Below are 21,176 nucleotides of genomic sequence, written 5' to 3'. Positions count from 1 at the left end.
CAGCACATAAGGTCATCATTCGGCCATGATCCTTCTGATCGACAATTATGACAGCTTCACCTTCAACCTCGTTCACTACTTGGGTGAACTGGGTGTGCAGTGTGACGTACGCCGCAATGATACCCTGAGTGTGGAAGATGCGCTGGCTCTTAAGCCAGAAGCCATCGTGCTTTCTCCCGGCCCATGCTCCCCCAATGAGGCGGGGATCTGCTGCGATCTGATATCTGCCGCAGCCGGCAAGGTGCCAGTTTTTGGGGTGTGCTTGGGGCATCAGGCTATTGGGCAGGTGTTTGGCGCAGAAGTAGTGCGTGCACCTACGCCCATGCACGGCAAGGTCAGCCCCGTTTTTCATAACGGGCAAGATGTTTTTGCAGGACTACCCAACCCATTCAATGCCACGCGCTACCATAGCCTCACGCTTGAACCCGCCAGCATTCCTGATGCTCTGGAAGTTACGGCGTGGACGGAAGACGGCGTGATTATGGGTGTGCGCCACCGGCAATATCCTATTTTGGGCGTGCAGTTCCATCCAGAAAGCATTGCCTCGGAATACGGTCATGATCTGATGAAAAACTTTCTTTCCATCGCTGCTGCCTGGAAAGAAAAACAGGCCGTTGCCTGATGCCTGTTCCCACTCAGGACACCACGCCTCAGCAGGCAGGTGAACAGTTTTTTTCCTCCATTCTGGCACGTGTCGCTGAAGGACAGACACTCAGCGCAGCCGAAGCAGAAGCCGCTTTTGGCGTGATTATGGATGGCCTGATTGCACCAGAGCGTATTGCGGCTTTTCTTATGGCCTTACGCGTGCGTGGGGAAACACAGGAAGAACTGCTGGGCGGTGTAACCGCCTTGCGCGCCCGTATGCACAGCGTACCCGCCATGCCAACCGATACAATAGACGTATGCGGCACGGGCGGAGACAATTACGGCACGCTGAATGTATCCACCGCCGTGGCGTTTGTAATGGGTGCGCTGGGTGTGCCTGTTGCCAAGCATGGCAACAGGGCTATTTCCTCCCGATCAGGCGCTTCCGATGTGCTGGCCGCGCTGAGTGTGCCGCTTTCTGCACAGGCTGAAGTGCTGGCGGAACAGATGCAAGCGCATAAGGCCGTCTTTTTATCTGCCCCGCACCATCACCCCGCCATGCGTTTTGCTGCCCCGGTACGTAAAGCCCTGGGTGTGCGCACGCTGTTTAACTTGATGGGCCCTTTGGTAAATCCGGCGGGTGTTAAGCGGCAACTGGTGGGCGTGTTCTCACCCACATGGCTAGAGCCGATGGTCAATGTGCTCAAAAATCTGGGCTCCCAGAAAGTCTGGGCCGTATGCGGCCTGCCATCAGACGGGCAGGGCGGCATTGATGAAATTACGCTGGCAGGCCCCACGCAGGTTATGGCGCTAGAAAATGGTGCCATCTGCCCGTTTTCCATTACGCCGGAAATGGCTGGCCTTGCCTATGCCCCCGTTAGCGCCATATTGGGGGGAGATGCCCAATATAACGCACAAGCTCTGGAAGCTTTGTTGCATGGCGCACCCGGGGCATATCGTGATACAGTGGTTTTGAACGCCGCCTGCGCACTCCACGTGGCAGGGCGGGTAACGCTCCTGCGGGACGGACGCATTGATCCGCAGGCCTTGCGGGAAAGTGTGGCTCTGGCTGCACGCCCACTGGATGATGGCACGGCTTTGGCGGTGCTGAATGGTTTGCGTGCTTCCACCCCGGATGCACGCGCCTGAGACATGACAGGATAATCATGAACGATACACCACTCGCGTCCTCGGCAGGTTCTGCTCCGGACATTCTTGCCAGCAAGATTGACGAACTGCCGGATGTTCTCTCCCGCATCTGCGCACGCACCAAGCTGGAAGTTGAACATCGCTCCACCCTGATGTCCCTTAAGGAAATCACGGCCAAAGCGCAGGAAACCAAAGAGGCCCCACGCGGGTTTGGTCGGGCCCTGAAGGAAAAAGCTGCGGACCGTGCCGTTGGCCTGATTGCAGAAATCAAGAAGGCTTCTCCTTCTGCCGGTATCCTGCGTGAAACCTATGATCCTGCAGAAATTGCCGCAGAATACGAGCAAGCTGGCGCAGCCTGTATTTCCGTGCTGACGGAAAGCTCCTGCTTTCATGGTGATAATGAAGATCTGGGCAAGGCGCGGGCGGCATGCTCCCTTCCAGTTCTGCGCAAGGATTTTATCCTTGATCCATGGCAGGTTTATGAAAGCCGCATGATCGGGGCAGATTGCATTCTGCTGATTATGTCCATCCTGTCCGATGAAATGGCGCTGGAACTGGTTGACCACGCCAAAGGGCTGGACATGGATGTGCTGGTGGAAGTGCATGATGAGGAAGAACTCAACCGCGCCCTTGCGCTGGATACCTTCCTGATCGGTATCAACAACCGCAACCTCAAAACACTTCAGACCAGTCTGGATACCACGCGGGAACTTTCTCCGCTTGTGCCGCCGGATCGGATTATTGTGTCTGAAAGCGGTATTAAAACGCATGAAGATATCGTTCAGCTTTCTGGCATCGGTGTAACGGGCTTTCTGGTAGGTGAATCCCTGCTGCGTAATCCGCACCCGGGAGATGCAGCCAAAAAACTTCTGGGGCTGGCCTAACGTGGCCTCCTCTCCAGCACTCACACATCTGGATGCGGCGGGACATGCCCATATGGTGGATGTTTCCGCCAAGGCTGCCACACGCCGCAAGGCTGTTGCCACCGGGGCTATTATTATGCAGCCCCAAACGCTGGAAATGATCCTTTCAGGCGCAGCGCCAAAAGGTGATGTTCTGGCAACAGCCCGGATTGCTGGCATTATGGCCGCAAAAAAAACAGCCGATATTATTCCGCTCTGCCATCCGCTTAGCCTGAGCAGTGTAACAGTGGATCTGGCGCCGAACGATAACAGGATCGAGATTACCGCAACTGTTACAACAACCGGCGCAACCGGGGTGGAAATGGAAGCGTTAACCGCCGTGTCTGCTGCAGCCCTTACACTTTATGATATGTGCAAAGCAGTTGACCGCGGCATGCAGATAGAAAATATAAAGCTCCTTCACAAAAGTGGAGGACGCTCAGGAGACTACAACGCTGCATAATGAATCACGCGAAACACCATGCGGTTTTACTGGGCCTTTAGGAAATACCTGAAGATCTGGAAACGGATGCCGCTGTTACGCACCATTTATTACGAACTGTTTACATATCGCAGAAGGTTCATCACGCATGGGAACGAACGCCAAACAGGTCGGTAAGGCAGGGAATAATGGTCCTTCCTTAACACGAGACCAGTTTCTTAAAGCCTACTATGACATGCTTCTGATCCGCCGCTTTGAAGAAAAAGCCGGGCAACTTTACGGCATGGGTCTGATTGGCGGTTTCTGCCACCTGTATATCGGGCAAGAAGCTGTGGTGGTTGGTATCCAGATGAGCCTGAAAGAAGGCGATAAGCTGATTACATCTTACCGAGATCACGGCCAGATGCTGGTGGCCGGTATGACCCCCCGCGGCGTGATGGCAGAACTGACGGGCCGCTCTACCGGGTATTCCCACGGTAAGGGTGGCTCTATGCACATGTTCTCCCGCGAGAAGAACTTTTACGGTGGCCACGGCATTGTTGGCGCGCAGGTTTCTCTGGGCATCGGGCTGGCATTTGCCAACAAATACCGTGATACGGATGAAGTTTCCGTAGCTTATTTTGGTGATGGCGCAGCCAATCAGGGCCAGGTTTACGAAAGTTTCAATCTGGCTGCTCTGCTCAAGCTCCCCTGTATTTTTGTTATTGAAAACAACCGTTACGGTATGGGCACCGCTGTTGAGCGGGCGTCTGCATCGCACGAACTCTACAAAAATGGCGAGCCGTGGGGCATTCCCGGCAAGCGGGTGGATGGCATGGATGTTGCCGCCGTATATGCCGCAGCAGAAGAAGCCGTAAAGCATTGCCGCGCAGGAAAGGGGCCTTACCTGCTGGAGATGATGACATACCGCTATCGTGGCCATTCCATGTCTGACCCGGCAAAATACCGCACGCGAGATGAGGTGGATGAAGTCCGCAAAACGCGTGATCCCATTGAACACGTTAAACACATCCTGCTGGATTCTGGCGTGACAGAAGCAGAACTGAAAACCATGGAAACCGAGATCAAGGGCATCGTGAACGACTCTGCGGAATTTGCGCAGACCAGCCCGGAACCAGATCCGGCCGAACTTTATACGGATGTTGTTCTGGAGGCTTGAGCATAAACATGGCGACTGAAATTTTAATGCCCGCCCTTTCTCCTACCATGACAGAGGGCAAACTGGCCCGCTGGCTGAAAAAGGAAGGGGACGCCGTAAATAGCGGTGACGTTCTGGCCGAAATTGAAACCGACAAAGCCACAATGGAAGTAGAAGCCATTGAAGAAGGTATTCTAGGCCGTATTCTCACAGCAGAAGGCACTGAAGGTGTGGCTGTGAACACACCTATCGCCATTTTGGTGGAAGAAGGTGAGGCGGTGCCAGATAATATCGACACGCCTCAAAACACTGCGCCTGCAAAAGCCGCGCCTGCAGCACAGCCAGCCGCATCTGCTCCCGTAAGCGCACCAGTATCTGCCCCGGTGGAAGAAGAAAAAGACTGGGGCGAGACGCAGGAAATTACTGTGCGTGAAGCACTGCGCGATGCACTGGCTGCCGAATTGCGGCGTGATCCAGACGTGTTCCTGATGGGTGAAGAAGTTGCTCAGTATCAGGGCGCTTACAAAATCTCCCAAGGCCTGTTGCAGGAATTTGGTGAGAAGCGCGTAATTGACATGCCTATTGCCGAACACGGCTTTACAGGCATGGCCGTGGGCGCTGCTCTTACTGGCCTCAAGCCCGTTGTAGAGTTCATGACCATGAATTTCTCCATGCAGGCTATTGACCATATCATCAATTCCGCAGCCAAAACGCTGTATATGTCTGGCGGCCAGATGGGGTGCCCCATTGTGTTCCGTGGGCCAAACGGCCCTGCATCCCGCGTGGGTGCGCAGCATTCTCAGTGTTACGGTAGCTGGTACGCCCATGTGCCGGGCCTGAAAGTGGTTGTGCCTTGGTCTTCCGCAGATGCCAAAGGCCTGTTGCGCGCCGCTATCCGTGACCCCAACCCCGTTGTGGTGCTGGAAAACGAAATTCTTTACGGGCGCAAATTCCCTTGCCCGATTGATGAAGATTTCATTGTGCCCATCGGCAAGGCCAAGATCGAACGCGCTGGCTCGGATGTCACAATTGTTGCGTTCTCCATTGCTGTTACCACGGCGCTGGATGCTGCGGCTGAGCTGGCCAAGCAAGGCATTGAGGCTGAAGTGATCAACCTGCGCAGCCTGCGCCCGCTTGATACAGATACAATTGTAGAAAGCGTAAAGAAAACCAGCCGTCTGGTTACGGTAGAAGAAGGCTGGCCGTTTGCAGGTATTGGCGCGGAAGTTGCCATGCAGGTGATCGAACACGCGTTTGATTGGCTGGATGCCCCACCGGCCCGTGTAACGGGTGTGGATGTGCCCATGCCGTTTGCCGCTAATCTGGAAAAACTGGCCCTGCCACAGCCTGAAGATGTGGTTAAAGCCGCACTTGGCCTGATGTGAGGGAATGACAGATGGCGACTGAAATTTTAATGCCCGCCCTTTCTCCTACCATGACAGAGGGCAAACTGGCCCGCTGGCTGAAAAAGGAAGGGGACGCCGTAAATAGCGGTGACGTTCTGGCCGAAATTGAAACCGACAAAGCCACAATGGAAGTAGAAGCCATTGAGGAAGGTATTCTGGGCCGTATCCTTATTCAGGAAGGTGCAGAAGGTGTTGTGGTCAACACACCTATCGCCATTCTGGTGGAAGAAGGCGAGGCGGTGCCCGATAACATCGACACACCTCAAAACGCGGCATCTGCTGAGCCAGCCCCTGTGCCGCAACCTGTCGCTTCAGCACCAGTAGCAACGCAAGCAGCACCTGCACAGCGGGCAGATAAACCTGTTGGCCGGGTTGTGGCATCTCCGCTTGCGCGGCGCATTGCACGCCAGAAGAATATTGATCTGGCAGCCATTAAAGGCACTGGCCCAAATGGCCGCATTGTCAAACGGGATGTGGAAGCGGCTCTTAACAAAGCCCCAAGTGCAGGGCAGGTAGCTTCTACCCTGCCTGCATCTGGTGGCAGCAGCGCTGTGCCGCACACCACCATGCGCAAGGTTATTGCCCGCCGCCTGAGTGAATCCAAAGCCACCATTCCGCACTTCTATGTTTCCATAGATGTAGAACTGGATGCACTTCTGGCTTTGCGTGCGCAGCTTAATGCCATGTCTCCGGCAGAAGGGGCGGATGCTTTCAAGCTGTCTGTAAACGACATGCTTATTAAGGCTTCTGCCGTTGCCCTCAAGCAGGTGCCGGAAGTGAACGCGTCTTACACCGAAGAGGCCATGATCCTGCACGAAGATGCAGATATCTCGGTTGCCGTTTCTCTCGATGATGGGCTGATCACGCCTATCGTCAAACAGGCAGACCGCAAGAGCCTGAAAGATATCAGTCAGGAAGCCAAGGATCTGATTGCCCGCGCCCGCGCTAGCAAGCTGAAGCCAGAGGAATTTCAGGGCGGTACGTTCTCCATCTCCAACATGGGGATGTACGGCGTGAAAGATTTTGCCGCCATTGTTAACCCGCCGCAGGCGGCCATTCTGGCTATTGCAGCAGGAAAAAAACAGGCTGTGGTGAAAGGGAATGAGCTGGCTATTGCTACAGTCATGACCGTTACCCTCTCGGTGGATCATCGCGTGGTAGATGGCGCTGCGGCAGCCCGTTGGCTTTCTGCTTTCCGTGCAGCGGTTGAATCTCCGCTTTCACTCGTTCTCTAACCGCACGGCTTTCTGAGGATCAGGCATATTATGAGCCAGACTGATTTTGATATCATCGTTATTGGCGGTGGGCCGGGCGGTTATGTGGCGGCACTTCGGGCAGCACAACTCAAGCTTTCCGTTGCTGTGGTGGAAGCCAACCATCTTGGGGGTATCTGCCTGAACTGGGGCTGTATTCCCACCAAGGCATTGCTGCGCGCTTCCGAGATCAACCACCTGCTGCATGATCTGGGCACATATGGCTTTAAAGCTGATGGCGTAAGCTTTGATTTTAAAGCAATTGTTGCACGCTCTCGTGCTGTTTCCAAACAGCTTGCATCTGGTGTGCAGCACCTGCTGAAAAAAGCCAAAGTTCCTGTTTTTAAAGGATTTGGTAAGCTGGACGGCGTTGCGGCCGGTGGCAAGCGCAAGGTGCTGGTGCAGCCGGAAAGTGGCGCACCACAAAGCCTTACCGCCAAGCACGTTATTCTGGCCACAGGCGCACGTGCGCGTGCATTGCCGGGGCTGGAAGCAGACGGAAAACTTGTCTGGTCTTACCGGGAAGCCTTGGTGCCAGATGAACTCCCCAAACGGCTGCTCGTTATTGGGTCTGGCGCTATCGGCACGGAATTCGCCTCTTTCTATCGCAACATGGGGTCTGAAGTTACGCTGGTAGAAGTTGCGCCGCGTATTCTGCCCGTGGAAGACGAAGAAATCAGCGCCTTGGCCCGCAAGGAATTTGAAAAACAGGGCATGCGCGTTCTTACCAGCGCCAAGGTTGGGGCGCTGAAAAAGGGCAAGAACGATGTGACTGTGCCGGTGGAAGTAGGCGGTAAAACGGAAACCATTACCGTGGACCGCGTTATTTCTGCTGTGGGCATTGTGGGTAATGTTGAAAATATCGGGCTGGAAGGCACCAAGATTAAAGTAGACCGCACACATGTGGTTACCGATGATCTGTGCCGCACAGGTGAACCCGGCGTTTACGCTATTGGTGACTTGGCAGGGGCCCCGTGGCTTGCCCATAAAGCCAGCCATGAAGCTGTGATGTGTGTTGAAGCCATTGCTGGCAAAACCGTGCATCCCATTGATGTTACAAAAATTCCGGGCTGCACATATTGCCGGCCTCAGGTGGCTTCTGTTGGGTATACAGAAGCGCGCGCCAAGGAAGCCGGTTACAAAGTGCGCGTTGGCAAATTCCCGCTTATGGCTAACGGCAAAGCGCTTGCCATGGGTGAGCCTGAGGGCATGGTGAAAACCGTATTTGATGCCCAGACAGGCGAACTGCTGGGCGCGCATATGATTGGCGCGGAAGTTACGGAAATGATTCAGGGCTTTGTTATTGCTCGCACGGCAGAGCTGACTGAAGCCGAGCTGATGGAAACCATTTTTCCTCATCCCACCATTTCTGAATCCATGCACGAAGCCGTTCTGGCCGCTTATGGCGGGGCGCTTCACTTCTAGTTTTGGTGTATCATCTCAAGGGTTTGATGTTGCCAAAGCACTATCTGGAGCGTTCCTGCCTTGACGCCACGGCAGGAGCGTTCCAGTTCTGTGGTAACCCTTGGCAAAAGCGGGCAAAGATATGTCTATTCGCGTTGTGATTGATCATCGAACAGGAGGCAGCAGCCCCAACAAGCTGCGTCATCCAGAAAAAGCACACCGGCCAGACAACCCCATAGCCCGCAAACCGGACTGGATACGCGTTAAGGCACCCAACCACCCAGTTTACCACGAAACACGCGCGTTGATGCGCAGCAACAAACTGGTAACCGTGTGTGAGGAAGCTGCGTGCCCCAACATTGGGGAATGCTGGTCTCAGCGCCATGCCACCATGATGATCATGGGGGAAATCTGCACCCGGGCCTGTGCATTCTGCAATGTGACTACCGGCCTGCCGCATGCGTTGGATGAAGATGAACCCACCCGCGTGGCAGAAGCCGTAGCACGCCTTGGGCTACGGCATGTTGTGATTACATCCGTAGATCGGGATGATCTGGAAGATGGGGGCGCGCACCATTTTGCCCGCGTTATTCATGCCATCCGTGCAGCGGCACCAGAAACAACCATTGAAATCCTGACACCAGATTTTTTACGCAAAAAGAACGCGTTAGAAGTGGTTGTTGAAGCACGGCCTGATGTTTTCAACCACAATCTGGAAACCGTGCCACGCCTGTATCCGACCATTCGGCCGGGGGCTCGTTATTACCAGTCCTTGCGGTTATTGGACCGGGTTAAACAGCTTGATGCCTCCATTTTTACCAAATCCGGGCTGATGCTTGGGTTGGGGGAAGAAAAAATGGAACTCGCTCAGGTCATGGATGATCTGCGCGTGGCAGATGTAGATTTTATTACAATGGGCCAGTATCTCCAGCCTACAGTCAAACATGCCCCAGTTGCACGTTTTGTTACCCCGGCAGAGTTTGAGGATTACGGCACAATGGCACGCGTAAAAGGCTTTTTACAGGTTAGCTCCAGCCCGCTTACGCGCTCCTCCTACCATGCCGATGCCGACTTTGCCGCACTGCGTGATGCACGCAATGCCCGTCTGAAGGAGGATCAGTAATGCCACAGCACGCAGAAAAGCGTGTTTTACCTTATCGCCCGGATCAGATTTTTGATCTTGTTGCCGATGTTGGCCAGTATCCCAAGTTTCTGCCTTGGTGTGTTGCCGCCAAAGTGCGCACTCGCACCGCCACAGAACTTGTTGCGGACTTAACCATTGGTTTTGGCCCGTTCCGGGAAAGTTTTACATCGCGCGTCACCCTAGACCGCCCATCATCCATTACCGTTCGGTATGAGCGCGGGCCTTTTAGGTATTTGCGCAATATCTGGAAATTCACTGCAACGCCTGAAGGCTGCCTTGTAGAGTTTTTTGTGGATTTTGAGTTCCGTTCGCGCATTTTGCAGGCGGCTATTGGTGTTGTATTTACAGAAGCCACAAGGCTGATGGTTTCTGCCTTTATCAAACGTGCGCGGGAAGTATACGGGCCGCCACAAACGCCAAGCACCAACACAGCAACAGCCTGTACCAGTGAACACCCCGCCACCTGAAAGCAGCGCGGATATTTTCTTTGGTTTATTCCTTTGTTTCGGTTGAAACCCTGCTTATGATACGCGCAGGCAATTTTCTGTAACCTATTGTGGAATATGGGAATTGCCTGTGAAAAGGCGATTCAACCTTATTGAAGGAATATATCCATATGAAAAAACTTTTTGCTGCAGCTCTGCTGGCATCTTCTGCAACTCTGGCTGTTATGCCAGCTATGGCTGCTGAAACCGCAACGCATCATGGTATGCATGCGCACCATCACCATGAACATTGCCTGAAAGGCAAATGTGCCGCAGGTGAAAAAGCTGCACAGAACAACGGTGATGCTGAAACAGCAGATCTGAACGCCAAAAGCCTGGCAGCAGCACAGAGCAATCAGGTTCCTGCCATTGCTGGCGCAGCACCTGCCGTAACAGCTCCAGCGGCTCCAACTCTTACCGCACCAAGCGTATCTGCTCCTGGCATTCCGGCCCCGGTCGCTGCTGGCACAGGCGTAAAAGCACCAGCTCTGCCTACAGCGCCTACTGCTACGGCGCCAACAAATGCTCCGCTGCCGGCTCCTGTTCCGGCTCAGTAATCTGAGTGGCGTGCTGCTGTCGGACCTGTTTCGGCAGCAGCATTTTATTGGTGATTTTAGCTCAAACGCTGTAAAATCAGTTCAAACGCATGTAATGCCGCTTGCGCTCTTATATCTTCCCGCCCGCCTGAAAAAATCTGCTTGTCCGAGATAACAGCACCATCTTTCTTGGCTGTGGCAAACCATACAAGCCCTACGGGTTTTTCCTCTGATCCGCCACCCGGCCCAGCAATACCAGAAATAGCGACAGAAACAGTTGCAAGTGGAGAGGCTGCTAACGCACCTTCAGCCATTTTTTCCACGGTTTGTGCACTTACGGCCCCGTGCTTTTCCAATACTTTAGCCGGAACGCCCAGCACCTTTTGCTTCATGATATTGGAATACGTGACAAACCCGCCTTCCGTAACATCGGAAGAACCGGGAAAATGCGTCAACATGGCCGCAGCCAAACCACCTGTGCAGCTTTCTGCTGTTACCACGTGTCCATCTATCTGCCGTAAACGGGCCAGCACACGCTCAGCTGCTGCCAACACAGAGAGCTCTGAAAAAGATGCATCAACCGCAGACATGGCCCAAACCTTTCCGCTTAGTGTGATGAGCGCCCCACAACCGTGCGCACGCCTTTTACACATAACGCTGCCATAGCGCCTGCAACTACATCGTCCCCCATCACACCTGTGGCATCATGCCGTTTATCCAGCACACCAACGGGGCCGGGCTTTGTAATGTCAAACAAACGGAAAAAGGCAAACGAGAGCAGAGGGTACATCCAAAACCATTTTTCACGGGCCTGTTCCTCTGTTTTGGGCAGGCACGCCAGCAGGGCTATCCACATACCGGCCACTTCATCAATCACAATCCAGCTGTGATCTTCGCCTTTGCCACTGCGTTTTGTGGCCCACCAACCCACCACGGTGACAACAGCAATACCTGCCACCAAAAGCCGTGGGCGCTTTAACAAAGGCAACCCCATCACCAGTGCAGCCAAGGAACCAACCGTACCCGGTGCGCGGGGGGAAAGCCCACACCCACCAAATGTTGCTATCAGCCGTGCCATATCCATTTTATTAGTTCCCCAATGCCACATAGATGGTCATGTTTTCCCACACACGCTGCACGTAATTCCGCGTTTCGGAATAGGGAATACTCTCAATCCAGTCGATCATCTCTTCGGCCGAAGCGCCGTTCTGGGCTGGGTTGCCAGCTGTGCTCAACCAGCGTGCCAAACGGGTAGGGCCTCCATTATACGCTGCGGCCATATACGGCACCACAGCCCCAAAGCGGGATTGAATATGCTCCAGATAAGCTGTGCCTAAACGCATGTTGTTTTCTGGATCATGCAGCCCGGCAGCCGTTGCTGCTGAGGTCGGCAGGCCCGTTACACGCAGCATATCTCCTGCAGTGGAAGGCTTAAGCTGCATAAGCCCAATAGCGTTAGAGGGGCTAACGGCATCAGGGTTAAAGTTACTTTCCTGCCGCATCAAACCGAGTGCAACGCCCGCAGGCAACGTGCTGGATGGCGGCGTATAAGGTAGCGGCCAGCCAGAACGCAGCAAAAATACGCCATCTCGGCCCGCATGGCGGGAGACTGTTACGGCGATATCCGGCAAGCCCAACTGCGCAGACAAAGAGGACAGTGCCAGACGCTGCGGCGTACTTGTAACCTGCTGTTCCAGCATGTTCATAAAGTCTCGCGCATGGGGGCGATCTCCCCATGAAACAAGAATTTGCGCTGCCTGCGCCAGTTCACTGCCAGAAACGTAAACATCTTCTGATGTGGTTGTTTCCGGGTCACGCTCAGCTTTCAGGCGCGTGCGGGTTTCCTCTGGCACATTTGCGGGGTCCAGCAGCACATTGTTGCGGCCTTCCAGTGCAGCGGCTGCCATTTGCCCATAAAATGTACCGGGCAGGGCCGCAGCCTGCTGCCAATTTGCGTGGGCCGAAGCGGAATCTCCTGCCGCAGCACGCGCCCGCCCAAGCCAATAAAAGCCGCGGCTACGCGTAATAAGGGCTGAAGACTGCGCAAGCGGGCGGAAAAAAGTTTCTGCTGTTGCCGGATCATGCTGCAGGCGCAGGGCAATCCAACCGGAAAGAAACTGTGCATCCAGCCTGTTTGTTGGTGTGGTCGCGGTATCATTTGCCACAGCAAAAGCATCTGCGGCACGACCAGCCTGAATCAATTCACGCGCCAGCGTATCTCGTTCCCGCCAGAATGAGGCACCATGTGTGCTGCGTTCGGCATCTACACCAGCGCTTTTCCATAGCGCCACGGCTTCATCATAACGCTGCTGTTTGCGCAGCCAGCGCGCATGATCAAGAATAAGGTAAGGGTCAGACCTCTGGTTGGCGGGTAGGGCGGCTAGCAGTGTTTCTGCGGCCGGATCATCGGCACGGAAAGCCAGGCGGGCCTGCGCCAGTGGCTGCTTTTGGGCCGAAAGAGTGGGCAGGGTTTGCTTGGCTGCCACAACTAACCCATTTTTTTCTTCACGATCAAACCGCAACCAAGAACGTTCTGGCGTGATGGCCGATGCAAAGTTGCTTTGCAGGGCTGCAGCGGCGGAGCTGGCATCATTCCCATTTACCCAAGCCTGTGCGGCTTCTGCATTCAAGCGTTTGCTTAAATCCGCCGAGGCCGGAACCTGCGTGGCACATTGCGCAAGGGCAGGGCCATATGTCAGATTTTGTGTGGCACACAGCCGGGCCAGCACGGCTGGATCTGTTTCCTTGGCCAATGCCAGTTGCATGCGTGATGTCAGCAACTGCCATCGGGGCCATACCGGACGTGTTTGCAGGAAATCAGCATAAGCCTGCGCACTGTTCTGCGAGGATTTCACCAACCCCAGCCAGACCGTCAACCGGCTAGCGACATCACTTGTAGGGGGGGTGCCTTGGGCGGCCTGCTGCTCCGTCGGCCAAGCCAAACGGTTTTCAGAGGCTCCCTGCTGTTCTGGCGAGGAGGACGAGCAGGCGCTCAGCCCCATGCACGCCAGAGAAACAGCCGCCACAAAGCGGTATCGGTACGAAATCGCAAAACGTCTCATACCGCAGAATCAGCGCGTTTCCCGCGCCTTGGCAAGTGCTTTCCGCACCAGCCTCCAATCAGTGGGGCAAATGCCCCCAAACTTCGCCGCCACCTTTCACAATCAGCTCAATGGCAACGGCCAGAACAATCAGCAGGCCAACCCAGGAAATCCATTTATATTTATCCAGCAGCCGCGCAATAACAGACGCCGCCAGCCCCATAAGCAGCACGGAAAGCGCCAGACCGGCTATAAGAATACCCGGATGCTCCCGCGCAGCACCGGCAACAGCCAGCACGTTGTCCAAGCTCATGGACAAATCAGCTATCAGGATACGGAAAATCGCTTTTCCCAAGCTGGCTGGTGGAGCAGGGCCTGCATCAGCATCGGCATGGCTTTCCCGCATTTCGCGGTACATGCGCCAGCATACCCAAAGCAGCAAAAAGCCGCCGGCCAGCGTAAGGCCCACAATTTCCAGTAGCCGCACCGCCACCAACGCCAGCAAAATACGGATAACAGCCGCCAGCCCTACACCGGCAAAAATGGCTTTCCGCCGCTGCGCGCCAGAAAGAGACCGCACCGCCATACCAATAACAACGGCGTTATCCCCCGCCAGTGTCACATCAATCAGCACAACCTGCAAAAAGGCGACAAATGCTGTCAGGCTGAAGGAATCCAGAAAGCCGTTCACGTGAGCTCCGATTCGAAAAACAGGGCGCAAAATGCGCCCGAAAAGGCGGCAGTTTCGGGAAGGAACACAAAAAGTCAAAGTTTTCCGCTTTGCGGGCAGACGAAAGGCACGAAATCCGCTAGAGAGACGCCACCTGTTGGCTTTATTGTTTTGGTTAAGGAATTCTGCGTTATGGTGCCGCGTTATACTCGCCCCGTCATGGCCGCCATCTGGTCTCCCACAAACCGCTATCGCATCTGGTTTGAAATTGAAGCGCTGGCGTGTGAAGCCATGGCTGAATATGGCACCGTGCCAAAGGAAGCCGCCAAGGTTGTGCGCGAAAAAGGCGATGCCGCAATGGCTGCCTTCTCTGATGCCGATCTGGCCCGCATTGATGAAATTGAAGCCGAAACCCGGCACGACGTCATTGCCTTCCTGACATGGCTGGCAGAAAAGGTTGGCCCGGAAAGCCGCTTTGTGCATTTGGGCATGACATCATCCGATGTGCTGGATACCTGTTTGGCCGTGCAGCTTGTGCAGGCAACAGACCTGCTGCTGAAAGATCTGGATGGTGTTCTGGATGCGCTGAAAACACGCGCTTTCGAACACAAACATACCCTCACCATTGGCCGCAGCCACGGTATTCATGCCGAACCCACATCTTTCGGGCTGAAGCTGGCTGGCCATTACGCAGAATTCGCCCGCAACAAAGAACGGCTTGAAACTGCGCGTGCTGAAATTGCCACCTGTGCCATTTCTGGTGCTGTGGGCACCTATGCGCATCTGGACCCGCGCGTTGAATCCTATGTGGCAGAACGTCTGGGCCTGAAGCCGGAAACCGTTTCCACGCAGGTTATCCCGCGTGATCGGCATGCCGCTTACTTCTGTGCTCTGGCTGTGATTGCCAGCGGCATTGAACGTCTAGCCATTGAAGTGCGCCATCTCCAGCGTTCTGAAGTGCGTGAAGCCGAAGAATTCTTCCATAAGGGCCAGAAAGGCTCTTCCGCCATGCCGCACAAGCGCAACCCGGTGCTGACAGAAAACCTGACAGGTCTGGCCCGCTTGGTACGTGCGGCCGTTATTCCGGCGCTGGAAGACGTAGCCCTGTGGCATGAACGCGATATCAGCCATTCTTCTGTAGAACGGAACATCTGCCCAGATGCCACCATCGGGCTGGATTTTGCCCTTGTGCGTCTGTCTGGCATGATCTCCAAAATGCTGGTGTATCCAGACCGTATGGCCGCCAACATTGAAAGCCTTGGCGGTGTTGTACATTCCGGCGAAGTGCTGCTGGCACTGGCCAAAGCTGGTCTTTCACGCGAGGATGCCTACCGGATCGTGCAGCGTAACGCCATGGAAACATGGACCAAACTGGGCACGCCGGAATGCAAGACCTTCCGTGAAAATCTGGATGCAGATCCGGAAATTTCTGGCCGTATCTCCCCCGACGTTCTGGATGCAGCAATGGATAGCCGCCAGCACCTGAAGGCGCTGGATACGCAGTACGAAAAAATCTTTGGTGAAACAGGGCCCCGCCAGTAAGCAGGCTCCCCTGTCATAGCAGGATATATCTTCCTACCCGGAAGCCTGCTATGAACCATATCCTAGCATGTAAGGGGCCATACTGGCTGGCCCCTTGAACAACAGCCAGTTCTGCCCGAACTGGCTTACCCTTTTTCGACAGGTAAGGATCATCATGGCCCGTCGGCGTCAGCTTTATGAAGGTAAAGCCAAAATCCTTTTTGAAGGCCCCGAACCTGGCACCCTTGTGCAATATTTCAAGGACGATGCCACAGCAGGGAACGGCGCAAAAAGCGGCGTAATTACCGGGAAAGGCGTTCTGAACAACCGTATCAGTGAATTTCTGATGCTGCGGTTGCAGGAAATCGGCATTCCCACGCACTTTATCCGCCGCATCAACATGCGTGAGCAGTTGGTAAAGGAAGTGGAAATTATTCCGCTAGAAGTGGTTGTGCGCAATATTGCCGCTGGCAGCATTTCCAAGCGCTTTGATATTCCCGAAGGGGAGCGTCTGCCACGCCCGATTGTGGAATTCTATTACAAGAATGACGCGCTGGGTGATCCTCTGGTTTCAGAAGACCACATCATCGCCTTCGGCTGGGCCTGCCCGCACGATATGGAAGAAATTACCGGCATGGCCATGCGGGTAAATGATTTTCTGTGCGGCCTGTTCAGCGGTATCGGCATCCAGTTGGTAGACTTCAAACTGGAGTTTGGCCGTATCTGGGAAGGCGAAGATATGCAGATTGTGCTGGCAGATGAAATCTCGCCAGATAACTGCCGCCTGTGGGATATGCACACAAACGAAAAACTGGATAAAGACCGCTTCCGCCGCGATATGGGCAACGTAAAAGAAGCCTATCAGGAAGTGGCGCGCCGCATGGGCATCCTGCCAGAAAACGGGGCAGGCGGAGATATGAAGGGGCCGGAAACGGTCCAGTAACCACGCTGGTGGCAACGGGAGCTTGAAAATGAAGGTACGTGTAACCGTCATGCTGAAGGACGGTGTTCTGGATCCGCAGGGCAAGGCCATTAGCCACGCATTGCAGACACTGGGTTTTGATGGCGTGCAGGATGTGCGCGTGGGCAAGGTGATTGAGCTGGATCTGCCCGGCGCAAAAGCCGAGGAAGCCCTGAAAAAGGCCTATGCCATGGCGCGTGATCTGCTGGCCAATCTGGTAATTGAAGATTACTCTGTAGAGGTGGCGGAATGAAGCGCACCCTCCTTGTAACTTTGGCTTTGGCATGCGCGGCACCGGGCTTTGCCCATGCCCAGCGCATTGCGCCCATGAAGGCAGGCAACTTTGCCCGCCTTTGCACGCGCGCCACCAGCGCTGGCATTTGCGATGCCTATATTGGCGGCCTGACGGATGGTGTCTCTCTTTCCAAGATCAATGATCGGAACGAGGGTGATCCATCTGCGCCTGCTGGTTTTTGTGTGCCTACCACAGAAACCATGCCCGTTATGCGTTCCAAGGTTCTCGCCTGGCTGAAAGCGCATTCTGAAACACTGGACAAGCCGGTTGGTGAAAGCGTTTTTGCCGCCCTGCATGCCTCTTATCCGTGCAGTGTGAAAAAATGAAAGCAGCAATTATCGTATTCCCCGGCACGAACCGGGAGCGCGATATGGCCATTGCCCTCAAGCGTGTTACAGGGCAGGCCCCGCGCATGATCTGGCACCATGAAACAGATCTGGGAGATACCGATCTGGTCGTGCTGCCAGGTGGTTTTAGCTATGGCGATTATCTGCGCTGTGGTGCCATGGCCGCGCATTCTCCCATTATGGGGGCTATCAAAGCCTTTGCCCAAAAGGGCGGCCATATTCTGGGTGTATGCAACGGCTTCCAGATTTTAACGGAAACAGGGCTTCTGCCCGGTGCACTGTTGCGCAACGCCAACCTGCGCTTTCTCTCTCAGGATTGTTACCTGAAGGTGGAAGCAGAAAACACGCCTTTCACGCACAAGTGGAAAAAGGGCGATGTTTTCCGCACCCCGCTGGCGCATGGTGATGGCAATTACACGGCAGATATTGCCACGCTGGAACGGCTTGAAGGTGAAAGCCTTGTGGCGTTCCGCTATGCCGATGCCAAGGGCAACGTGCAGGCGGATGATGCCGCCAGCAACCCCAATGGCAGCGTTAACAGCATTGCGGGCATTCTGAGCGAAAACAAACGCATTTGCGGCATGATGCCTCATCCAGAAGATCTGGTTGATCCTCTGATGGGTGGTGAAGATGGTCTGCCGTTGTTCCAAGGTCTGGTGGAGGCTGTAGTCCGGTGAATAAGCCTGTAACCGTTGATGAATCTCTCGCCCGTGAATTCGGGCTGACATCTGAGGAATACGGCCGCGTGCTGTCCATTATGGGCCGCACCCCCAGCCTGACAGAACTGGGCGTGTTCTCTGTGATGTGGTCGGAACACTGCTCCTATAAATCTTCCCGCAAGTGGCTGCGCACGCTGCCAACCAAGGCGCCGTGGGTTATTCATGGTCCCGGTGAAAATGCTGGTGTGGTGGATATTGGGCAGGGCTATGCCGCCATCTTCAAGATGGAAAGTCATAACCACCCATCCTTTATCGAGCCCTATCAGGGTGCGGCCACGGGTGTTGGCGGTATTCTGCGCGATGTGTTCACCATGGGCGCACGCCCCATTGCCAACCTGAACGCCCTGCGTTTTGGCAGCCCGGAAAACCCCGTAACCCGCCGCGTGATTGATGGCGTGGTGCGTGGCATTGGCGGCTATGGCAACTGCGTGGGCGTGCCCACCGTAGGCGGGGAAATCAACTTCCACCCGGCCTATGATGGCAACCCGCTGGTAAATGCCATGACGGTTGGTTTGGCCCGTAAGGACCGTATCTTCCTTTCCGCTGCGGCAGGTGTTGGCAACCCGGTTGTTTACGTGGGCTCCCGCACAGGGCGTGATGGTATCCATGGTGCCACCATGTCTTCCGCCGAGTTTGATGAAGATGCACTTTCCAAGCGCCCCACGGTGCAGGTGGGTGACCCCTTCATTGAAAAGCTGCTGATTGAAGCCTGTCTGGAACTGATGGCAACAGATGCCATTGTGGCTATTCAGGACATGGGCGCTGCAGGGCTGACATCTTCTTCCGTGGAAATGGCGGGCAAGGGCGGCGTAGGTATCGAGCTTGATCTGGATGCCGTGCCACAGCGTGAGCCGAACATGACGGCTTATGAAATGATGCTGTCTGAAAGCCAGGAACGCATGCTGATGGTGCTGCGCCCTGACCGGACAGACGTGGCCCGCAAGATCTTTGAAAAATGGGAACTGGATTTTGCCATTATCGGGCATCTGACAGATACCGGCCACATCGTCGTCAAGCACAAAGGGCAGTTGGAAGCCGATATTCCGCTGGACCCATTGGCAGAGCAGGCCCCCATTTACGATCGCCCAGCAACACCACCCAAGGCGCCGGCTCCGCTGGAAGGCGTGCATGCACCGCTTTCTTTGGATGCCACGTTGCTGAAGCTGGTTGGCTCTCCAGATCTGGCCTCCCGCGCATGGGTATGGAACCAGTATGACAGCACTGTAGGGGGGCAGACAGTCCGCCGTCCGGGTGCGGCTGATGCAGCTATTGTGAAGGTGGAAGATACAGACATCGGTCTGGCCATCACCACAGATTGCACCCCGCGCTACTGTCAGGCAGACCCAAAAACGGGTGGAGCACAGGCTGTTGCAGAAGCATGGCGTAACCTTACAGCTACTGGCGCGCGCCCGCTGGCCGTAACGGATAACCTGAACTTCGCCAACCCGGAAAAACCCGAAATCATGGGCCAGTTTGTGGCCGCGGTTGAAGGGATGGGGGAAGCCTGTACAGCGCTGGATTTCCCGGTCGTGAGCGGCAACGTGTCTCTTTATAACGAAACACGAAACCCAGATGGTTCCACCACCGCCATTCTGCCCACACCCGCCATTGGCGCTTTGGGCGTTCTGGATGATGTGAACAAGGCTGTTGGCCTTGGCATGCAGCCAGAATCTGACGTGGTGCTGATTGGTGAAACCAAGGGTGAACTCGGCCAGACCATCTGGCTGCGTGAAATCCTTGGTCAGGAAGCTGGTGCACCACCGCCGGTCGATCTGGCTGCTGAAAAACGCAATGGTGACTTTGTGCGCAGCGCCATTCTGGATGGCACCATTACCGCATGTCATGACATTGCTGATGGTGGCATTATGGTTGCCGCCGCAGAAATGGTGATGGCAAGCGGCATTGGATGTGAGCTGGAAAGCCCAGATTCCGGCATCCGGCCAGAAGCCTTCTGGTTTGGTGAAGATCAGGCCCGCTATCTGGCTTGTGTGGCAAACGGCAAAGCCCTGTGCGAACGCGCTCAGGCAGCTGGTGTGCCAGCACGCATTATTGCCCGCTCAGGCGGAAATGATTTGATTCTGCCCAGCGGCGTCACCATATCCGCAGCACGCCTAAAAACGGCCCATGAAGCGTTTTTCCCGACGCTGATGGGCAACTAACAAACAAGCGGGAAGGAAGCAGACCGATGGCAATGTCCGCCACAGAACTCGAAACCTATATCCGGCAGGCTTTTCCGGATGCCCAGATCAAGATTGATGATCTGGCAGGGGATGGTGATCATTATGCCTGTTCCGTGGTGAGCGAAGCCTTCCGGGGCCTTTCACGCGTGCGGCAGCATCAGCTTGTCTATCAGGCCCTGCAGGGCCACATGGGCGGCAAGCTGCATGCGCTGGCGCTTACAACTTCTGCTCCCTAATCACTTAGCTTTAAGGATATCAGACCATGACAGATACAGCACAGCAGCGCATCAAGCAGGACATTGAAGCCAACCCCGTCATGCTGTTCATGAAAGGGGATGCCGATTTCCCTCAGTGCGGTTTTTCTGCTCGCGTTGTGCAGATTCTCCAGCACCTTGGCGTGCCTTTCAAAACCGAAAATGTGCTGGCTGATCCGGCCATCCGTCAGGGCATTAAGGATTTCTCAAACTGGCCGACAATTCCCCAGCTTTACGTAAAAGGGGAATTCATTGGCGGGTGCGATATTGTCACCGAAATGTATCAGTCTGGTGAACTGCAAAACCTGTTCAAGGAAAAAAATATTCCTTGTAACGCCCCAGCCTGATTTTTGGGTTGTCAAGTGGGGGTGGGACTGTATAGTTCCTAAAGAAAAGAGAAACAGGTTGGGATCAGATTAATGAAACGAGTTGCGGTTGTACGTGGCGCTCTTGCTCTTACAGCACTTGGCGTAGGGTTGGTCACCACTTCTTCCTCTGCTCGGGCAGAACGCATTATTTCTGATCTGGAAGCCAGTAAGCTGACTTTCGCGGCGCTTACAGCAGCGCCGCCGCCGGTTGTGCATCATGTCCGGCATGTTGCTGCGGCCAAGTCCTCACACCGTGTTGTTCTGGCTGCAGCCCAGCACGGCAAGGCCCATAGCATGGTGCGGCTTGTAAGCTACCACCCAGCGCATGCGGTTTCTGCACATAGTGTTAAACGCCGCCATCGCACCTGATTTTTTC

At 54.9% G+C, this 21,176-nt stretch carries 24 protein-coding genes; 20 read left to right on the top strand and 4 right to left on the bottom strand.

Annotation, left to right across the window (positions count from 1 at the left end; genetic code table 11):
* Positions 1-25 precede the first annotated feature (25 nt).
* The 11 genes from EOV40_RS05660 (at position 26) to EOV40_RS05610 (ending at position 10,465) form a co-directional block, all read left to right on the top strand.
* Positions 26-622, top strand: a complete 597-nt coding sequence (locus tag EOV40_RS05660; RefSeq protein WP_128105280.1) for an anthranilate synthase component II — start codon at positions 26-28, stop codon at positions 620-622.
* A complete protein-coding gene (gene trpD, locus EOV40_RS05655) occupies positions 622-1,734 on the top strand; it encodes an anthranilate phosphoribosyltransferase (protein ID WP_128105279.1) in 1,113 nt (370 codons plus the stop codon). Before EOV40_RS05660 ends, trpD begins: the two co-directional genes overlap by 1 nt.
* Before the next feature lie 17 nt (positions 1,735-1,751).
* Positions 1,752-2,618: an indole-3-glycerol phosphate synthase TrpC gene (trpC, locus tag EOV40_RS05650; RefSeq protein ID WP_128105278.1), complete on the top strand. Its 867-nt coding sequence runs from the start codon at positions 1,752-1,754 to the stop codon at positions 2,616-2,618.
* Positions 2,619-2,670: 52 nt separating this feature from the next.
* Positions 2,671-3,099: a cyclic pyranopterin monophosphate synthase MoaC gene (gene moaC, locus EOV40_RS05645; RefSeq protein ID WP_238331198.1), complete on the top strand. Its 429-nt coding sequence runs from the start codon at positions 2,671-2,673 to the stop codon at positions 3,097-3,099.
* Positions 3,100-3,226: 127 nt separating this feature from the next.
* Positions 3,227-4,237 carry a pyruvate dehydrogenase (acetyl-transferring) E1 component subunit alpha gene (gene pdhA, locus EOV40_RS05640; RefSeq protein ID WP_128105277.1) on the top strand — a complete coding sequence of 337 codons (1,011 nt, stop codon included), beginning with the start codon at positions 3,227-3,229 and terminating at the stop codon, positions 4,235-4,237.
* An 8-nt stretch (positions 4,238-4,245) separates the two neighbouring features.
* Positions 4,246-5,601 (top strand): pyruvate dehydrogenase complex E1 component subunit beta, encoded by a 1,356-nt coding sequence (locus tag EOV40_RS05635; protein WP_128105276.1) that lies wholly within the window; start codon positions 4,246-4,248, stop codon positions 5,599-5,601.
* An 11-nt stretch (positions 5,602-5,612) separates the two neighbouring features.
* Positions 5,613-6,857, top strand: a complete 1,245-nt coding sequence (locus tag EOV40_RS05630; protein ID WP_128105275.1) for a pyruvate dehydrogenase complex dihydrolipoamide acetyltransferase — start codon at positions 5,613-5,615, stop codon at positions 6,855-6,857.
* 30 nt (positions 6,858-6,887) lie between these two features.
* Positions 6,888-8,300 carry a dihydrolipoyl dehydrogenase gene (gene lpdA, locus EOV40_RS05625; RefSeq protein WP_128105274.1) on the top strand — a complete coding sequence of 471 codons (1,413 nt, stop codon included), beginning with the start codon at positions 6,888-6,890 and terminating at the stop codon, positions 8,298-8,300.
* Between the two features lie 121 nt (positions 8,301-8,421).
* Entirely contained in the window at positions 8,422-9,402 is a 981-nt protein-coding gene (gene lipA / locus EOV40_RS05620) for a lipoyl synthase (RefSeq protein ID WP_128105273.1), read from the top strand.
* Positions 9,402-9,890: a type II toxin-antitoxin system RatA family toxin gene (locus tag EOV40_RS05615; protein WP_128105272.1), complete on the top strand. Its 489-nt coding sequence runs from the start codon at positions 9,402-9,404 to the stop codon at positions 9,888-9,890. The genes lipA and EOV40_RS05615 overlap by 1 nt, the downstream gene beginning before the upstream one ends.
* 149 nt (positions 9,891-10,039) lie before the next feature.
* Entirely contained in the window at positions 10,040-10,465 is a 426-nt protein-coding gene (locus EOV40_RS05610) for a hypothetical protein (protein WP_128105271.1), read from the top strand.
* 56 nt (positions 10,466-10,521) lie between these two features.
* On the opposite strand, the gene EOV40_RS05605 is transcribed toward EOV40_RS05610, so the two are convergent.
* The 4 genes from EOV40_RS05605 to EOV40_RS05590 are packed head-to-tail and all read right to left on the bottom strand — an operon-like array spanning position 10,522 to position 14,176.
* Complete coding sequence (locus tag EOV40_RS05605) at positions 10,522-11,034, bottom strand: CinA family protein (protein WP_128105270.1); 513 nt, start codon at positions 11,032-11,034, stop codon at positions 10,522-10,524.
* A gap of 17 nt (positions 11,035-11,051) precedes the next feature.
* Entirely contained in the window at positions 11,052-11,528 is a 477-nt protein-coding gene (locus EOV40_RS05600) for a phosphatidylglycerophosphatase A family protein (protein ID WP_128105269.1), read from the bottom strand.
* 4 nt (positions 11,529-11,532) lie between these two features.
* Positions 11,533-13,506, bottom strand: coding sequence for a lytic transglycosylase domain-containing protein (locus EOV40_RS05595; protein ID WP_128105268.1), 1,974 nt, complete (start codon positions 13,504-13,506; stop codon positions 11,533-11,535).
* A gap of 58 nt (positions 13,507-13,564) precedes the next feature.
* Positions 13,565-14,176, bottom strand: coding sequence for a TerC family protein (locus tag EOV40_RS05590; protein ID WP_128105267.1), 612 nt, complete (start codon positions 14,174-14,176; stop codon positions 13,565-13,567).
* A 171-nt stretch (positions 14,177-14,347) separates the two neighbouring features.
* Here EOV40_RS05590 and purB point away from each other — a divergent pair, with 171 nt between their 5' ends.
* The 9 genes from purB (at position 14,348) to EOV40_RS05545 (ending at position 21,169) form a co-directional block, all read left to right on the top strand.
* A complete protein-coding gene (gene purB, locus EOV40_RS05585) occupies positions 14,348-15,697 on the top strand; it encodes an adenylosuccinate lyase (RefSeq protein WP_012812894.1) in 1,350 nt (449 codons plus the stop codon).
* 154 nt (positions 15,698-15,851) lie between these two features.
* A complete protein-coding gene (purC, locus tag EOV40_RS05580) occupies positions 15,852-16,619 on the top strand; it encodes a phosphoribosylaminoimidazolesuccinocarboxamide synthase (protein ID WP_003630621.1) in 768 nt (255 codons plus the stop codon).
* A gap of 28 nt (positions 16,620-16,647) precedes the next feature.
* Complete coding sequence (purS, locus tag EOV40_RS05575; protein WP_128105266.1) at positions 16,648-16,890, top strand: phosphoribosylformylglycinamidine synthase subunit PurS; 243 nt, start codon at positions 16,648-16,650, stop codon at positions 16,888-16,890.
* On the top strand, positions 16,887-17,258 hold the full coding sequence (locus EOV40_RS05570; protein ID WP_003630617.1) for a Rap1a/Tai family immunity protein: 372 nt from the start codon (positions 16,887-16,889) through the stop codon (positions 17,256-17,258). The genes purS and EOV40_RS05570 overlap by 4 nt, the downstream gene beginning before the upstream one ends.
* Positions 17,255-17,956 (top strand): phosphoribosylformylglycinamidine synthase subunit PurQ, encoded by a 702-nt coding sequence (purQ, locus tag EOV40_RS05565; protein ID WP_128105265.1) that lies wholly within the window; start codon positions 17,255-17,257, stop codon positions 17,954-17,956. Before EOV40_RS05570 ends, purQ begins: the two co-directional genes overlap by 4 nt.
* A complete protein-coding gene (gene purL, locus EOV40_RS05560) occupies positions 17,953-20,157 on the top strand; it encodes a phosphoribosylformylglycinamidine synthase subunit PurL (protein ID WP_087651346.1) in 2,205 nt (734 codons plus the stop codon). Before purQ ends, purL begins: the two co-directional genes overlap by 4 nt.
* A 26-nt stretch (positions 20,158-20,183) precedes the next feature.
* Positions 20,184-20,414, top strand: a complete 231-nt coding sequence (locus tag EOV40_RS05555; protein WP_006115272.1) for a BolA/IbaG family iron-sulfur metabolism protein — start codon at positions 20,184-20,186, stop codon at positions 20,412-20,414.
* 26 nt (positions 20,415-20,440) lie between these two features.
* Entirely contained in the window at positions 20,441-20,779 is a 339-nt protein-coding gene (gene grxD / locus EOV40_RS05550; RefSeq protein ID WP_003630611.1) for a Grx4 family monothiol glutaredoxin, read from the top strand.
* Between the two features lie 72 nt (positions 20,780-20,851).
* Entirely contained in the window at positions 20,852-21,169 is a 318-nt protein-coding gene (locus EOV40_RS05545; RefSeq protein ID WP_089178941.1) for a hypothetical protein, read from the top strand.
* The last annotated feature ends 7 nt before the right edge of the window (positions 21,170-21,176 follow it).

It is taken from the genome of Acetobacter oryzoeni, assembly GCF_004014775.2.
Classification (GTDB): domain Bacteria; phylum Pseudomonadota; class Alphaproteobacteria; order Acetobacterales; family Acetobacteraceae; genus Acetobacter; species Acetobacter oryzoeni.
Note: the sequence above shows the minus strand (reverse complement) of the source record. Positions and strands in the feature narration are given on the sequence as shown.

Coding starts and splice junctions, on each gene's coding strand:
- EOV40_RS05555 (WP_006115272.1), top strand. CDS start 20,184: ATGGCAATGTCCGCCACAGAACTCGAAACCTATATCCGGCAGGCTTTT.
- EOV40_RS05615 (WP_128105272.1), top strand. CDS start 9,402: ATGCCACAGCACGCAGAAAAGCGTGTTTTACCTTATCGCCCGGATCAG.
- grxD (WP_003630611.1), top strand. CDS start 20,441: ATGACAGATACAGCACAGCAGCGCATCAAGCAGGACATTGAAGCCAAC.
- pdhA (WP_128105277.1), top strand. CDS start 3,227: ATGGGAACGAACGCCAAACAGGTCGGTAAGGCAGGGAATAATGGTCCT.
- EOV40_RS05605 (WP_128105270.1), bottom strand. CDS start 11,034: ATGTCTGCGGTTGATGCATCTTTTTCAGAGCTCTCTGTGTTGGCAGCA.
- purC (WP_003630621.1), top strand. CDS start 15,852: ATGGCCCGTCGGCGTCAGCTTTATGAAGGTAAAGCCAAAATCCTTTTT.
- EOV40_RS05610 (WP_128105271.1), top strand. CDS start 10,040: ATGAAAAAACTTTTTGCTGCAGCTCTGCTGGCATCTTCTGCAACTCTG.
- trpC (WP_128105278.1), top strand. CDS start 1,752: ATGAACGATACACCACTCGCGTCCTCGGCAGGTTCTGCTCCGGACATT.
- purS (WP_128105266.1), top strand. CDS start 16,648: ATGAAGGTACGTGTAACCGTCATGCTGAAGGACGGTGTTCTGGATCCG.
- purB (WP_012812894.1), top strand. CDS start 14,348: ATGGTGCCGCGTTATACTCGCCCCGTCATGGCCGCCATCTGGTCTCCC.
- purQ (WP_128105265.1), top strand. CDS start 17,255: ATGAAAGCAGCAATTATCGTATTCCCCGGCACGAACCGGGAGCGCGAT.
- EOV40_RS05630 (WP_128105275.1), top strand. CDS start 5,613: ATGGCGACTGAAATTTTAATGCCCGCCCTTTCTCCTACCATGACAGAG.
- EOV40_RS05570 (WP_003630617.1), top strand. CDS start 16,887: ATGAAGCGCACCCTCCTTGTAACTTTGGCTTTGGCATGCGCGGCACCG.
- EOV40_RS05545 (WP_089178941.1), top strand. CDS start 20,852: ATGAAACGAGTTGCGGTTGTACGTGGCGCTCTTGCTCTTACAGCACTT.
- EOV40_RS05635 (WP_128105276.1), top strand. CDS start 4,246: ATGGCGACTGAAATTTTAATGCCCGCCCTTTCTCCTACCATGACAGAG.
- lpdA (WP_128105274.1), top strand. CDS start 6,888: ATGAGCCAGACTGATTTTGATATCATCGTTATTGGCGGTGGGCCGGGC.
- moaC (WP_238331198.1), top strand. CDS start 2,671: ATGGTGGATGTTTCCGCCAAGGCTGCCACACGCCGCAAGGCTGTTGCC.
- trpD (WP_128105279.1), top strand. CDS start 622: ATGCCTGTTCCCACTCAGGACACCACGCCTCAGCAGGCAGGTGAACAG.
- EOV40_RS05660 (WP_128105280.1), top strand. CDS start 26: ATGATCCTTCTGATCGACAATTATGACAGCTTCACCTTCAACCTCGTT.
- EOV40_RS05595 (WP_128105268.1), bottom strand. CDS start 13,506: ATGAGACGTTTTGCGATTTCGTACCGATACCGCTTTGTGGCGGCTGTT.
- lipA (WP_128105273.1), top strand. CDS start 8,422: ATGTCTATTCGCGTTGTGATTGATCATCGAACAGGAGGCAGCAGCCCC.
- EOV40_RS05600 (WP_128105269.1), bottom strand. CDS start 11,528: ATGGATATGGCACGGCTGATAGCAACATTTGGTGGGTGTGGGCTTTCC.